Annotated in this window: 13 protein-coding genes; 3 read left to right on the forward strand and 10 right to left on the reverse strand. The window is 40.7% G+C overall.

Features of this window, described 5'->3' with window-relative positions; all coding sequences use genetic code 11:
• Positions 1–12: 12 nt before the first annotated feature.
• Genes tssA through tagH form a run of 8 tightly spaced genes read right to left on the reverse strand, consistent with a single transcriptional unit; the run spans position 13 to position 10,448 of the window.
• A complete protein-coding gene (gene tssA, locus R7Z78_RS00230; RefSeq protein WP_017635624.1) occupies positions 13–1,128 on the reverse strand; it encodes a type VI secretion system protein TssA in 1,116 nt (371 codons plus the stop codon).
• A complete protein-coding gene (locus tag R7Z78_RS00235) occupies positions 1,121–1,915 on the reverse strand; it encodes a PP2C family protein-serine/threonine phosphatase (protein WP_104976052.1) in 795 nt (264 codons plus the stop codon). The genes tssA and R7Z78_RS00235 overlap by 8 nt, the downstream gene beginning before the upstream one ends.
• Positions 1,916–1,924: 9 nt before the next feature.
• Positions 1,925–2,620: a type VI secretion system-associated protein TagF gene (gene tagF / locus R7Z78_RS00240; RefSeq protein WP_169644549.1), complete on the reverse strand. Its 696-nt coding sequence runs from the start codon at positions 2,618–2,620 to the stop codon at positions 1,925–1,927.
• Positions 2,602–6,120, reverse strand: coding sequence for a type VI secretion system membrane subunit TssM (gene tssM / locus R7Z78_RS00245; RefSeq protein ID WP_054730197.1), 3,519 nt, complete (start codon positions 6,118–6,120; stop codon positions 2,602–2,604). The genes tagF and tssM overlap by 19 nt, the downstream gene beginning before the upstream one ends.
• 16 nt (positions 6,121–6,136) lie before the next feature.
• Positions 6,137–7,429, reverse strand: a complete 1,293-nt coding sequence (gene tssL / locus R7Z78_RS00250) for a type VI secretion system protein TssL, long form (RefSeq protein WP_005375939.1) — start codon at positions 7,427–7,429, stop codon at positions 6,137–6,139.
• 11 nt (positions 7,430–7,440) lie between these two features.
• Positions 7,441–8,766: a type VI secretion system baseplate subunit TssK gene (gene tssK / locus R7Z78_RS00255; protein WP_104976050.1), complete on the reverse strand. Its 1,326-nt coding sequence runs from the start codon at positions 8,764–8,766 to the stop codon at positions 7,441–7,443.
• 21 nt (positions 8,767–8,787) lie between these two features.
• Positions 8,788–9,243: a type VI secretion system lipoprotein TssJ gene (gene tssJ, locus R7Z78_RS00260; RefSeq protein WP_005375933.1), complete on the reverse strand. Its 456-nt coding sequence runs from the start codon at positions 9,241–9,243 to the stop codon at positions 8,788–8,790.
• An 11-nt stretch (positions 9,244–9,254) separates the two neighbouring features.
• The gene (gene tagH / locus R7Z78_RS00265; protein WP_054578971.1) at positions 9,255–10,448 is read right to left on the reverse strand and encodes a type VI secretion system-associated FHA domain protein TagH; all 1,194 of its coding nucleotides are present in this window, start codon (positions 10,446–10,448) and stop codon (positions 9,255–9,257) included.
• Between the two features lie 312 nt (positions 10,449–10,760).
• Here tagH and R7Z78_RS00270 point away from each other — a divergent pair, with 312 nt between their 5' ends.
• From R7Z78_RS00270 to R7Z78_RS00280, 3 genes are all read left to right on the forward strand, one after another.
• Positions 10,761–12,911 (forward strand): serine/threonine-protein kinase, encoded by a 2,151-nt coding sequence (locus R7Z78_RS00270; protein WP_169644551.1) that lies wholly within the window; start codon positions 10,761–10,763, stop codon positions 12,909–12,911.
• A gap of 446 nt (positions 12,912–13,357) precedes the next feature.
• Positions 13,358–13,693 carry an Hpt domain-containing protein gene (locus R7Z78_RS00275; protein ID WP_031781126.1) on the forward strand — a complete coding sequence of 112 codons (336 nt, stop codon included), beginning with the start codon at positions 13,358–13,360 and terminating at the stop codon, positions 13,691–13,693.
• A 34-nt stretch (positions 13,694–13,727) separates the two neighbouring features.
• Entirely contained in the window at positions 13,728–13,919 is a 192-nt protein-coding gene (locus R7Z78_RS00280) for a hypothetical protein (RefSeq protein WP_025767706.1), read from the forward strand.
• Between the two features lie 70 nt (positions 13,920–13,989).
• Here R7Z78_RS00280 and R7Z78_RS00285 read toward each other — a convergent pair whose 3' ends face one another.
• A complete protein-coding gene (locus R7Z78_RS00285) occupies positions 13,990–14,451 on the reverse strand; it encodes an ATP-binding protein (protein ID WP_104976586.1) in 462 nt (153 codons plus the stop codon).
• Positions 14,432–15,661, reverse strand: a complete 1,230-nt coding sequence (locus R7Z78_RS00290) for a PP2C family protein-serine/threonine phosphatase (protein ID WP_104976585.1) — start codon at positions 15,659–15,661, stop codon at positions 14,432–14,434. The genes R7Z78_RS00285 and R7Z78_RS00290 overlap by 20 nt, the downstream gene beginning before the upstream one ends.
• Positions 15,662–15,677 lie beyond the last annotated feature (16 nt).

Raw genomic sequence — 15,677 nt, forward strand, 5'->3', positions numbered from 1 at the left:
ATTCTCCCTTTATTAATTTTCATTTTGTTCTGCTATGCCAACCAAACGGAAGTAGCTTTTCTTTGCATCCCCGTCGGAGATAAGTTCCGCCAGTAACTCCGGCAGAGGCATCCCACACCAACGAATAATCTGTTCGATGGAGTAAGAAACTGGTGAGTGAGGTTCACTCTCTCGGAAGAAATCAGCTACTTGCTGCAATTGTCTAATTGCCTGCTCTCGTGATTTCATGTTTGTCGCTAATAATGCATCACAACTTTGTGCACTTAACGGTTGTTCAGAAGAAGATTCATCAAGATCCTCTAGCTCTTCAATCACTGCTTGTGGTTGATTAAAACGATCTCCAAGAAGGTGCTTTAATGCCGAGTGTATTGATTCAAGTCTTTTTGATATATAAGAGCTAGGAGTCACATCACCGACCGCTTCATCTAATCGCTGACTGAATTCATTAAATGATTCCGTAGCGAACTCCAAATCCGTGATTAATTCTCGATAAAACGTATCAGAAGTCGACTTAACCGTAGTTGTAATTTCAGATAGCTCCACAGCCCCAAGCTCGACTCGATTTCGGCGCTTATCTTCGTCTAAGCGCTCAAGCTCTATAGCTTGCTGATATTCCCAATAGGCATAAGCTTGCTCCACGCCTAAGTCAGTCAATGGTATACAAGCAATTGGAAAAATAAGTGTTCCTTCACTATCGATACCATTGAGGCCAATAATCGCCGATATTCTTGTCTCAATACCATCTTCATCAGGCATTGGGTACAGATCATCCCAAAAGTTCTCAATTAAACTGGTTGCGAGTTTGTAGCCAACGCCCATACCACGAAAACCATACAATCGAGTTAGGGCTTCTATAAGCCAGGCAACAAATTCCAAATCTTTAGACTGATTCGTGAGTATTTCTGGGACATCTTCAATAAATACTCGCCATAAATTACTGTGGGTATAGATACTTTCTTCTTCTATAAGAGCATTACGTTCAGCGTTGCGGGCGGCCATACGCTGATCTTTCAACCGATAGTAAGCAGACTGTGGTGATACATCCTCTCTAGGATCAACACCTGTAGGATTTTCTTGAGATATAGGAGCCAACGCTTGTTCATACCAATCAAACATTTCATTACTCATAAGCTCTCCCTCTTAGAAAGACAGGTATTGTTGCGTCTTCTCTAGTTACTGTTTCGCACTCCGTTTGCGCTTGGCGAACTTTGATCAAAGCACAAGTTACGTTATCACTTGCGCCCCGAACCAAAGCCGAATGCATGAGCGCTAATCCAGCTTGGTTGACTGAGTCTGCATACAATGTCCGATGAATTTCATCACTCGTAAGTTCCTTAGAGAGCCCATCGCTACAGAGTAAAAACTGATCGCCGTCAGCCAACTGCCCTGAAACTTGATCAATAGTGACACTTTCGTCGACCCCAACAGCTCTGGTAATAACATTTGCAAGAGGGTGCGATTCGGCATCTTCAAATGCCAATAAGCCCTGATCCACTAAGTCCATGACTTGACTATGATCACGTGTTTTTTGGACAAAATTACCACTTCTAAGCTGGTAAATTCGGCTATCACCCACCCAAAGACAGTGGTAATACCCATCCTGAATAAACAACAAAACAAGTGTTGTTCCCATCGTTTTACCGTCTAAGTGATTTTGTGCGTATTGGTAAATTTCTAAGTTCGCTTCTTGAACCACTCTTCGGATATCATCGATATTAGTATTGGAGGCATCCTGCATGTGGCGCGCGACTCTATCCACTAGCATCTGGCTTGCTATATCGCCAGCACTGTGTCCACCCATTCCATCGGCAACCACCCAAATATGCTGTTCTGTCATATCCAACAGAGCATCCTCGTTATAAGGGCGTACTTTTCCTGCGTGCGATTTAGCAAAGGTAAAATAGTTCCAATTCATTCTTCTATCCTACCAATTCCACTTTTTCCAACCGCCATCAAGCATGGCTGAAAACTGACCAATTGAAGGAAATCCACTCGTAATGAACATGCATGGTTCAACCTTCGTTGAACCTTCAGTCCACCAAAAACATGGTTTACTCAATTTTTCTTTAATGAGGTAATTCAAAAGCGTATTTTGATCAGTATTGCCGTCATCATGAAAAACTGTAGATATTTGGCTTTGATAAAGAAACTCCAGAGACCTCACTTCACTTGTTACATTCGCAACGAGGTCATTTTTTTCTTGAGTACTCTTATGCCAAACATCAAAGACAAAGTCGTCCTCAAGTACTGAAAGAGCAAGAGCGGCACTGTCCTCTGTCCAAGCTCTGTCACCCCAATATTGCGCAGCTTCACCTTTTACGGCACGAGCTATAGTAAAGAAAAAGTATCTACCGCATGCATCAACACTAGGAATCATGCTACCAATGTAGGTTGAGTCTTCTAAATAGCTAATATCCAAAGCAAAGTGCCACACAGGAGCCGTTAAAAAGTGCTCATTCCAGCTTTCACCCAGTTGTTCCCTGCTGACTGCAATAACCGCCTGTTGCCAATCATGCCAACGCTCCGAGAAATCTTGTGATAAACCATCTTTCACAAAGTCCCCTTTTGCAGGCATTTTACCGATATAGCCCCAGCCTGATGTTATAAGGTTCGTGGACATCTGAACCTCTCCATTTCATTTGACCAAAACGGATTAATGGCACTAGAAGGAATAAGCTCTAGCTGCACCTTATTTCCCTTTAAATCAATCATAACTATATTGTCTTTACGCGATTCTGGCCTTGCTTTAAGTGATTGATCCAAAAGCTTGAATATGCCCCACTCACCTTCATAGGTATGCGCAATTTCGCGTTTAGATTCAGGTGGTGTGAACACAATTCGAGTCTGATCTTGACCGGCAGGCCAACTCAACGATTTAGCTCTTGCTGGTCCATGCTTATAAACCAAATCTTGTCCACCCAACTCTAAGACAAATCGAGTAATGTGCTGGTCTAGATAAACAGGCTTCATTCCAAACTCTACGCGTAAGGAATTATCAGATTCAAAGAAAGACTGCCTGATACGTTGCGCTCTTTGAAAGACCATTAGTGTTTCTGGACGAACTCCAATTTCCTTTTCTAATCGCCAACGACTTTTCGAAGTATCCACAAACGGTTCGAGGTATTCTTGGAAGAATGCGTCAAGCGTGCCTCCATAACCAAAGAATCGCTTAAAGTCTTTCAATCTGACTTCTCTGCTCGCATTGGGCTCGAATGGATATCTGCCAGCAATAGTCCGCTGATAAGGGCGCACCACTTGTGTTACCCAAAGTTGATTAAGATGATCCTTCGAACCGCTCTCCGCAAACTTGACCGACTCTTGAGAAAGCTCACCTAGCCATTGATTAAATGGTCTCGGCAAAAGTTCTTTAGCACGAGCAAAGGAAGCTGCGACATCTTGTGTAACGGTTCCATCTAAAATACTTTTGTAGGCAATTTTCTGATTGTTACCAGAGCTTGATAAGTCACTTAAATACGAACGCAAGTTAACCATTGCTTGTTGAATATCATCAAAGTCTTGCTCACCAAGGCGTAAGATCTCTGAAAAATGCGATTCGACTTCTTTACCTGGTAGAGCAACATTGAAACCGTTTTCTTCAGGTAAATACATGTCTAGTCTATCTGCCGTATTTGAAAACTTAACTTTGGCAACTTTACCAGCAACTTCAGAAGCGGCTTTTTGATTTTCTGACAATGATACTTTTGATAGAGCAACCTCTTTTTGGATTGCTCTCAACAAAGATTCGATTGGTCTTTCAACTCCAGATAAAACCCTCGCTTGCTCTGTCGCAAGTTCTAGGCTCGGAGCCTGCTTCAATTGAATATCTTCGATCAACGTTTTCCATTCATTAACATAATCTTGATAGTATCGAGACTGAACGCCTTGGATGGCACTATCTTGATCAATTTCATGAGCCTTAAGATCGTCACCATAAACCCAGTTCTCTTCCATTAGGCTTTTTACTGTACGGTTGATCTGAATCTGAAAAATGCTATGAAAACCATTGTACGTGTAGAAACCCGAAATGCCTTGTGATAGCGGTTTTCCACTAGCTCGCTCGAACTGCTCAAGCCCTTTAGGTCCCAATACATCAGTCAAGCGAAATGAAGGTACATGACTCTTAGAAAATTGTATTTTCATTCGCTGATAAGCACGTTCAGGTAGAGACATTTGAGTCAACACTTCTCGAGCACTCGTCACAGCAGCAGTGTTGTAAGTAAAGCCTTGTCCATCGTTGCCTAATAAATATTGAGTGTGCTGTAGCAAGCGTCTTCTTAAGTCTGCGTTTAGCTCACCCGGATATTGACGTTCGAAATAAAAGTTAAACCAAGCCAACACTTCATCTTGTTGATATTTGTCTGGATTGAATAACATCAAATACGTTTTTAACGTTTCGTACAAATACTCACGATGCTGTTGATTGCTCTCCATTTCTGACACCAAGCTATCAAGAAGCAGAGGGGCGTAATATTGGGTCAAAGCATCAGAATATGCATTGTTTGCCGCCTGAGACACTTTGTCTCCCTGATAGAGACCAAACCTCTTTACAGAGTCGGCATCACCGTAGTCGCTTTGCTTTCCGAGAGGAATCGTCATCAACTTATCTAATGTTTCTACAGCTGAAACAATATCCGCTTCAAAATCTAAACTTTGAGCGCCAATCATTGCATCAATATGGCTCGCTTGTTCATTGGTATCGACAATTAACTGTGAGTTCCACTTATAACTCATAAACCAAAGCGCAGAAGCTCCTAGCAGTAGCGTTGTACATCCAATGTAAACACCTCGACGCATCCAACCTGACTGCTTTTGATAGTGACGATTAACTGTTCCTAACAGTTGCTCTTTGAAAATAACCTTGTCAAAAAGATTCTTTACGAAATAACTATGAGAACCAGTCTGACTCTTTGCTAGAGCTAAACGATTTAACCCAAGTCCATTGGTTGATTCATTCATCAGCTTATCGACTGGTAAGCCTTCTTGAACCGAACTCAACATAAACACACCACGAATCAAGGCAGGCTCTTCAAAACTGTTTTGTGCAAAAATTTCAGCTAAAAACTCGTCAAGATTAGCTTGTAGCACTCTTAATTGCTTTGGAAATTCAAAGATAAGCGCGCGTTTATCTAAATCGTCCTCAGTTTCAAGTATTCTAAGCATACGGGCATCAAGGCGCTCCAACATGCCATGAAATTCTTTGTTGAATAGAGAAATAACGCCTCTTTCATCATCCACTTCACGAGGGAACATGAAACCAAATAAATCATCTCGTTCTTCCTTACTTAAATCGGCAAAGAATTCATTGAAACCGGCAACTAAATCCATTTTGGTGAGCAATACGTAAATCGGAAACTGCATGCCTAACTGGTTTTTCAGTTCTTGAAGTCTCGACTTAATTGCTCGAGCATGAAGACTTCGCTCGGTTCGAGTCTGAGACATCACGCTGGCTAAACTTATCGTAACAATCGCACCATTAATTGGTCTTTGCGTTCTATACTTTTTCAACAATCCTAAGAAACCATGCCACGCTTTAGAGTCGACCTTTTCTTGACTGTCTTGTGTCGTATACCGGCCAGCCGTATCTATAAGAACTGCTTTATTTGCAAACCACCAATCACAGTGGCGAGTGCCACCTACACCGGCAATAGAGTCAGAGCCAAGGCTGTCTCCTAATGGAAACTCTAACCCCGACTGCTTTAATACGGTTGTTTTCCCCGTTCCAGGAGGGCCAATCAACACATACCACGGTAAGTCATACAAGCTTCTCTTGCCTTTGTGTGTTTTCGTCACTACTTTGACAGCTTGCTCAATACGCTCGCGCATTAAGTCAATTTCACTTGCTGCTTCTTTATCTGATTGGCTATCAACCTCAAGCAACGTTTGAATACTTTCGTCTTCTTTCACCTTTTGCTTATGCTGCTTGGTAACGTTAAATATCGCCCAAAGCAACACCAACACTAGAATAGTGACTAGCCGTTGAAAGTCACTCTTTAGGGGCTCATATCCCGCTATCGCAATAAGTGGACCAACAACCCAAATGAAAATAGAACAAGCAGCGACACCGATAAGACCGAGAAACCATCTTTGAGTAAATATTCTGCCAATTTCTTTAATACGCATCTCTATCTACCTATTATTAATTCGCGACAAGAAGGTCGATTTCAATCCGGCGGTTAATAGCTCGGTTTTCATCACTACTGTTTTCAACTAATGGTCTTGCATCCCCCAATCCCTCGGGTATCACTCGCCCTTCTAATGCACTATTCGAGATCAGTTGTTCAGACATAGCAGTGGCTCGAGCTAATGATAGGTGCCAGTTCGAGGGATATTTACTCGTGAAAATAGGCCTATCGTCGGTGTGACCAGTAACAATGATCTTGCCTTGGGTCGACTCCAATGTTCTCGCAAGCTTAGAAATAACGGGTTGGATGTAAGCGACAACATCAGCACTACCTGATTCAAATAGATCTTGAGACTTTAACGAAATTCTTACCCTGTCTTGCAGCGGCTCAACATTGATTAGCCCCTTACCGATCTCAGTTGCTAGATACATTGAAATCTTTTCTGCAATTGGCGCTGATTTTGATTCTGACGTTGCATCTTGGTTAAGTTGTTGCGGTTGAATCAAATTGACTAATTGAGAAAAGGTGCGATTGGATGCCTTATTTAGCTCATAGCTAAAATACATATATATGCAGACCAATAATGCCGCCGTTACAGAACATACAACCCAAAGAGGGGCTCTATCAGAAGCCTTTGAGCCATTCAAAATGTGTTGGTCGATACTATTGCTTAGTTCCTGAGGGACTCCTCTCCCATAAGTCTTAAGAGTAGCAATAACCTGTCTTCTCAATTTCCGGTGCGATTCCAGTCCATTTTTTTCTAAACGGTATTGACCCAGAAACCCGAGAGATAAGCACACATACATTAGTTCAAGCAAATCTAAGTTCACATCTGGTTTCGCCATGCACTTATCAAGATGCTTAAAGAACGCTTCCCCACCTTGACTGCTAGCATAGAAGGAGCTAAGTAATGAATCGTGACTCCAGAATGAATTCCCACCCCAATTGGTGTTAAGGACAACTTCATCTAGTGAACAGCATAAACAATAACGAGCTGTATCAATGGTATCCAAATCAACGTCATGCTGACGTAATCGGTTCTCATAATCTCTAAGCTTTTGTGCCAATGTCTCTTTTAGAAACAACGGATCGGAATGAGTCGCTGTCGAGCGAATTTGACCGATAATAGATAACAGGCCATTCGCCTCTGCTAGTAGAGAGTTATTCCCATAAGCGACCACTGAATCATTGTTCACCAATTCAGGACTTTTTGAGATAACTACGGTATTATCCACAGACTTTTCTGATTGTGGTTTCGATGCGGGTGCTCTTCCACCCGGTGTTGGTTTTACTATCGTTTGTTCCATACAGAGCGCGCCTATTGATTAATACTCCAAAGCTCAAGTTCAGCATTCGGAAAATGCCCTGATAGGTGAAGCGCAATACCGCCACTATCTTTTAGCCTCATCCAAAATGGCCCTTTCTTGACAACTTCGAAATAAACATAGCCCGTTTGGTAAGGAATCTGTCTCGGGACGACACTCAACGGCACTACGTTTATACCGTTGATCTGATTATTAATTAGATCGCGAATCTGTTCTGCCGGGCCAAACTTGAGTTGCGCTGGGACCAGGCGTCTTATTTCATCTGTTGTGGTGTCTGCTTTAATTGCTAGCACAAATTGGCATGACTCAAGCAAGCGTTTATCTGGAAGCGGCGTCACTTGAATACCGTATTGGCGAGGCTCCAACGGAAGTTTGGTCGCAGTTTGGTCAAGGACAACACTGAGGTACTGACTGAGTATCTGATTCAACTCGCTATAGACACTTGATACATCTAAGTGATCATACGCAAGCAAACTTGGGACTCTTTTAGTTTTATTAGAAAAAGTGGCTAACTCACCAATGTAACCTTTAAGTGTCGTCGCTAATTCCAGTGGATGTAACCTATCTAACTCACTGAAATGCTTTAACTTCGCCTCATATCGGTTCAGCATTTGGAGCATGATGAAATCAACAGCAGATGCCGATGCAGATTTACCCTTAATCAAGCGCTGTGCAATAACGTCAGCACGCATCTTTGTCATCGCGATAACGTTACGTAGATAAGCTGACATAACTTTGTCGCTAAAGAGGTTGATAAGCGGAGGAACGTACTCATCGTCTAGTATAACTTCCCCTTCAGGAGTTACCTCTTTGATCCTTAAGATAGGTAACTCCACATAACCCGCTAATTTGTCATTACTCGCTTTCAACTCTAGGTTAAGGGCTGCAACTTGGATGGTTTCTTCATCTTGTCCTGTAAGGTTATCTATCACGTCGATATCTTGAAGTACATAACGAGAGACGATCGATTCGCTTACATCCGAAACGTTTTTACCTGTAACACTTGAAAGAGGGAGAGTTATTTTTACTAACGTATTTTCAGTGTTTTTATCAATAAGTAGAGGCGAAACTGAATCGTTGGATATTAACGTATTAACCAACGTCATATCTGGCAAAACAGCTTCAAGATGCTCAAGTTCAATAAGACCATCTTTTAGCGCGTGTTTTTTTACTCGACATTTCCAAACTCCCCAATTGTAAGCCCCACCTAACTGATGTAAGCCCTTGAATTCTTGAGAGGTTGCGCGTTCTTGTTGTTGGAAGTGCTGGGGACGTAAAAACATTCCTTCGCACCAAGCCGTCTTGGAGTATTGCGTCATTTATAATTAGCCAACTAAACGTTATTTAACGACCAAAGACAGATCTTCTAACAATACTTGATATGTGTTGTAACCGGTCTTATCCACTTTAATGACTTGTCGCCAATTTGAGTTTTCAATATCTCGAAACGCTACGACAATGCCTAAATATTCTGTCTTTGGAGACATACTTGCTTGATATGTTTCTTTCTGACCTGGAGTTAATGAAACTTCATATTTATTCACTAAATCAGGTCCTAAGACTTTTTCACTTTCTTCATAAATAGAAAAAAAGTCCTGGCTTTCGAAAATGGTATTTGACGTTAATTCAAATACATACACCACTACAGGAGAAGGCCTGCCGTTTGAATCAGGATTAATGTTATGACTTGCTGCTATTTCTAAATCTGAGTATGGATCAACAACTAGGTTCGCTGCTGAGCACCCAAATAAAGCTATTGAAATTAATAACAAAATATATTGGTAAAACTTTTTCATCACCCTAATTCCTAGCCTTTGTTTTTTAATGCTAATTCATAGTGCTTAGCGAAGTCTTCTAAATAGAACGGAGACTCTTTATTGATAATATCATCGGATAGCTTTTCATGAATATCCTCAAACCTCTTCCAACTTTGAGCATATTTCCTAGCTGGAATAACCTTATTAATAACCGTGTCTTTCGCTAAAGCATCTGAGTATATAGAAGTAGGTTCAACAAGTGACATAACACTCGAAACCGTACCTTCAACACCTTTCATTAAGGCTTGCTCATGACTTTCGATGTCATTAAATGCTTCTTTAATGGCTGCATTTGGCTTTAAGAAGCTAGCGGTTTGACGGTTATATAAGTTATGAATCGCATCTTCTAAGTTTGCAGAAAACTTTAAAGGGTTATTTTCTGACTTACGAAATGCGGTATGACTAAGTCGATTTGTTTGTTTAAACACTGCTCTGTTATGCAGTGTTTCCATTAAACCAACTAGCATCAAAGAAAATGACTCCCCCAGTTGTTCGAACCATTCCTCTCGGTTATCGCTGGGAATCATCATTGGATCTATACCCACCCCTCTAACAAAAGCCGCAAGTTCACCCCCATTGGTATCAAAGTTGGGAGTCGATAGGTGTTCTGATTGTCGGTTAACTTTCGGTAAAGTTTCAGATACGGTGCTCTGTTTTTCGGGCTTTGGGATATCAATAAAATCATCGACTAAACCAATATCTAGCTGAAAATCAGAAGGAACACTTTCGTTTAAGAGTTCACTAGCACTAAGGCCTAGGTCAACAAATTCTGCTTCCGATGGACTTGAGACTACTTCAGGGGGTGCGCTAGAAAGACTTTTACTTGTCTCAAGACTGACTACATCTGTATCTGTTTGAATAGAAACTGAAATTTGATAATCCCCTAAGCTAACCATATCGTCATCGCTTAGTGCTATTTCATTTCCTTGACCCACAGGAGTTACAGCATTATTTACAAAAGTACCATTAGTTGAGAGGTCTTTTATCAAGTATTTGTCACCAAACTTAATCAGTTCTCCGTGGGTTCCGGATACCACTCTTTCAGGATCTGGTAGTGTCCAATCACATTGTTCAGACCTACCAAATGTAACCTTGGCATGTTCATCACTTGATTCAAACACGAACTCACTCTCAATCTCTGGAGTAAATTTGTGAAAACTTGTTATGGTTAAAACCAACTTCATGTAAACCTCGCCAAAGACCTGCTAGATATTATTTTTAATTTTATTATTAACTACTTTCTTATTAACAGTAAGATTAATAAAAATCTTAATACTGCCATTGAAAATCATGCACGGAATAATGAATCATTTTTTTATCAAAGCAATCACGTATTGTTCAACAATTTTAATTATCCAACCAAGTTCAAATTTTTGACACTTAGACTTTCATCAATAAAAAAACGAATGTTAGTTTGGCCGAGAAATTCTAACATAATGACTTTTCATTGAGCAGAAAGGTATATATTCCCCCATCATTTATACGGAGTTCTTGTGATGGAAGACAGTAATAAAAACAATTCTATAAATAACGAAGAAAGCGGAGATAAAACTAAAATTGTAAAGACTCAAAAACGAGACAATGCAATTAAATCAACCAAACTCACTAATAATGAAACCTCCGTTAAAAATAAAAATGAAACAAATACAAAACTGTCTCAAAAAGAAAACACTCCGTTAGTTAATAAGAAAAAAAACAATAAAGATGACTCATTAAATAATAACAAAGATGTTATTAACGAAAGCTTAATAGGAGCGACCGTTAAAAATCGGTATGAAATTGAGTCGGTTATTGGGCATGGTGGGCTTTGCGATGTTTACTTAGCTAAAGATAGGATTCTTGAATCTTCAGGTTCAGAAACACCCTACGTTGCGTTAAAAATATTACAGAAAGAGTTTGCTTCTCAACCAGAGACTGCACGCATGTTAATACGTGAAGCTCAACAAACTCAAAGGTTAAGCCACCCTAATATCATTAGGGTTTTTGATTTTGGTGTTGATGGCGAAATATACTTTTTAGTTATGGAGTATATTAACGGAGAAACATTAGAGAGTTTAATACAGCGTTCTAGGCCCCATGGGCTGAAGTTTAATGCAACTTTATCAATCCTAAATCAGGTACTCGATGCACTCTCATATGCTCACTCTCTTGGTGTAGTGCACGCCGACCTAAAGCCCGCTAATGTGATTTTAACGTCTGAGGGTAACGTTAAGTTGCTTGATTTTGGTGTATCTAAAACTCATCAATTAAAGCAGGATCAATATGCGGCTAAACGTAAATCCGAAAATGTTGAAACGCTTGGTTATACTCCCAACTATGCATCACTCAACCTGTTATCCGGTAAGGAACCGAACTTAAGCGACGATATGTTTGCTCTATTTTGTATTGCTTACGAGCTATTGAGTTGCAAACACCCTTACGCAAGAACTCCAGTTAATGAAGCTCTCAAAAAGAAGATCAAGGTCTCTAAACCAACTAACATGCCTGCATCTAAGTGGCCAATATTTTCAAGCGTATTTTCAACTGGCATCATTCCGAACGAGCTGACCCCTGAGCAGTTGAAACGCAAATTGAATATGCGCTATTGGCCTATCGCTAGCGGCGCGGCAGCGAGTATATTATTAGTTAGCGGCATTGTATTTGGTTATCAGCAGCAACAAGAAACCATCGCCAATTTGGAAACCGTTATTAGCAAGCAAAATGATCAAATTGCCGGACAAGAGTGGCAGCTTGATACGCCAGCAGAAAAAAGTTTGGCACTGATTGATAGTGAAAAAAGCTTACATCCAGTCGTTAAGGCTGGCTTATTACGCTTACACAAGACCTATATTCTCAGCGAGTTTGAATCTGAAATTGATCAGGTTTTGAATTCTGATGCCAACAACTACCCGAATTATGATGAAATTGAGTCCATACTTGATAAAGCAAAAACCTACTACCCTGACTCACATAAAATAGAAGTTCTTGCCTTAGATATTCAGTCAAGCAAGCACTCCACGTTACTTTCGATAGCAAGGCAAATCAACAGTCAACTTGAAAAGTCTCGGTACAGTAAAGAAGACGGCAGTAAATCCATCTATGAGCTCAAGGATGAGTTAAATCAGATTCATCAAGGTTATCCTTTCACGCCAAGTTCGTTATCTAGCGATGTTTTCGGTCAGCACCTCACTGAAGCACTCAAAAAGAAAGACGCAGCTGCACTTGTTGCTCTTATTAAGGTTGGGAACACCTTCTTTTCAAACGTAGAAGAGCATCAAGAGAACTTACAGATAAGTAATGCGATGAAAGATGCAGTGCTGGAAATGAAATTATATGAGACAGCGCTAGATTCCAACAGCCCTCTACCGTTTCCAGAAGATGCCGCTAGAATCCTGTTCCAAGAAGAGTTTGAAAACTTTTATTCTCGCCTAGAAAAGGCAAGGACGACAACTCATCTCGATAACTTGGTGAAGGATGTGGATCTGTTCTCGAAAAACTTTCCTATTGGTTTTCAGGATGTTAACGATTTAAGATTCAAAACTGCTGATAAATACTTACGCTTCTCCGATATATTGCTTAATAAGCGAAGGACTTCAAGCGCAAGACGCGCTATGAAGAAAGCCAACGAGCTTATGAAGCAAATAGAACAGGACTCTAAGCAAAGCTAGTAATACAAAAGGGACGCGAGTCCCTTTTTTGCCGTAGATTACTTGCCAATATGCAACTAGATTGCTAATTTATACTTGTACTTAATGAGGAGAGTTAGCCTTGACTGAAGGAATAGTCAAAGTTGGCGAACGTCTGGCGTCCGTATGTAACGATAGCCTTAAACTAGGACTGCAAGACACTTACCGACTCGGCGTTTTACTTGGAAACATCCCCTTTGCTACTTGTGTTAAAAACACGCGAGTTGAAGTTTTTTCATCCCTACATTTCGACCATTGCCGTTTGGATATAAGTCAAAATATCTTTAACAATGACTTTCTTTTTGTAAGTTTATCTCAAGCGACAAGCAAACTATTTCTGCTCAAATACTGGTTATGCCATTCATACCTTCGGCTAAGCCTTCATTATCCGAAACATTCTTCTACCTCAACGTTTAATAGGGGTATACATGATTAATTTTGATGTTCTCAATACATACATGGATAACGACGTAGATCTGATCGTCACTGTTTTTTCTACATACCTTGAAGATCACACGAATGATATAGAGCGTATAGATGAGCTATATGCAAGCAAATGTTGGTCAGAACTCTATCTATTAGCTCATAGTTTAAAGGGCATTTTAGAGAGTTTCGGAGAAGACACCGCGGTCATTGCGTTTCAAAGAATAGAAGAAAAAACCAGAAACGATACAGCGCCAGATAGCTCAGATATAGCTATAGTTACTAAAGAGCTAGCTGCAATTAATCAACAAATCTTCACTTACTTGAAGAATATGCAATAAAGAAATTCAAGGCTTAACTGGGGGAAATATGGCAATGAATAATAGCAATTTCAGGGAGTTGATTGAGTCTCTCAAAGACTTAACACCAACTCAAAAAAGGTACTTACTTAGCCGTACAAAGATGGCGCTAGATGATGAAAGTAATATGTTAAACATCAGTGATATTCTAACACCAGAAGAGTTGGAGGCGTTACTATCACCGGCACCAACAACGAATACAAAATAACAATGATATACAACGCAACCGTCAGATTAACGCTAGGGACCAAGTGAAGCAAATCGACTTTGCTTGGTTGTTAGTTTCTCTCCCTATTCCTTTTCACTACAACAAACGTATTGTTTTCGAAACCTTTTTCCAATGTAAACAGGTCAGATAATTGAGCGACTAACATCAGTCCGCGACCTGAGGAGGACCAACTATCGTCATCCATTAAGTTAGGTGCCTCAATCTGTTTATTTTTATGTTGGATGAACGTCTTTTCATTGATCGGCGCTCCGCAATCAGAGACTCTCAGTTCCACGAAACCGGACACTTGGTCATCCCCAACCCTACACTCCACTTCAATTGGTAGGCCTTCTATTTCACTGTAAGAATGAATATAAGCGTTATTCATGAGTTCAACGACACAAAGCTCCAATGATTGAATTGCATTTAAGGGGATTTGATGACCCATCAAAAACCGAACAACGTCTTTGCTCGCACTTCGTGAGTGAGTAAAGGAGCTCCCGTAAGTTCGTTTAAATTCGCTCTTTGACATTCTTTTCCTTAAAATCGAGCCTCTCACCATGCCATTTTACCTGTAAAAGGCTGGCATCATCATCAAACTCATCTTCGTTATGCCAAGATTGTACTTTTTTAAAGACGTCTCCCACTTGGTCTTCAACTGTCAGCGTGCAAACAACTTTTATACTCGATGCCAATCGTTGTAGTGAAAACATCTCCTCACCCTGCCTCGCTTCAATCAAACCATCCGAATAAAGCCACAATGCATCGCCCTCATCCAGACTAATTTGGTTACCGATATATTCCATCGGCTGCATTGCACCAACGATAAAGTTATCGTCACCTATCTGTTCCATCGTTTTCGTACTCGTTCGCCAAACTAAGATCCTGGGGTGGCCAGCCGTGCAATAGCTAAGTTGCCCTGATTTTGTGTTAAGAATGGCGTAAGCCATAGTAAAGTAAAGTTGACTGTTTCTAGTTTGCTGATAACGCCGATTTAGCCGTTCAATCACAGATGCAGGCTCACTTACGCAATAGCCGTCATCTCTCAACTCCATCGTGATCGAATCAGGCCCCTGACTTTGAGATAGCGTCTGTTGAATAGAAAAAGCCATCAAAGCTGAAGAAATACCATGACCAGAAACATCAAATACATAAAACGCAACATGTCGTTCATCGAGCTCCAAATACCCCAACATATCACCACCAATCTGGGAGCATGGTTTGTAGACATAGCTAAAATTTACATTCTGAATAGTTGATTCAGCAGGGAGTAGTTGCTCCATCAGATGACTAGCAGACTGTAGGTCTTGGTGAATTGTTTGATAGGCCGCATCTAGCTCTTTATTTCTCTCAACGAGTTTGTTGTGCAGTTCTAAAGTACGAAACCCCGCACGGATTCTGGCCTGAAGTTCCTCTACAGACGTCTTCTTATCTACGAAATCATCTGCGCCAGCATCAATGCCTTTCACGATCGAACTTTGGTCATTTCTAGAAGACAGTAGAACAAAGAAAATGTAACGTTCGCTAACTTTAGATTTTAATTGGCGACACAATTCAATACCATTAATTCCAGGCATCATTAAATCACTCAGCACAAACTGAATATCAGGGCGGAGGGTTAGCACCTCAAGCGCCGCTCTTCCGTCTTCAACTGCAACCACTTCATAGCCCTGCTTTTCCAATGCACTGCTGATGTAAAGCAGTACTGTTTTACTATCATCGACCAAAAGAATGGGTTTCATCTTCCTCCTTAATACG

It is taken from the genome of Vibrio sp. 1167 (assembly GCF_033340375.1).
Classification (GTDB): Bacteria; Pseudomonadota; Gammaproteobacteria; order Enterobacterales; family Vibrionaceae; genus Vibrio; species Vibrio alginolyticus.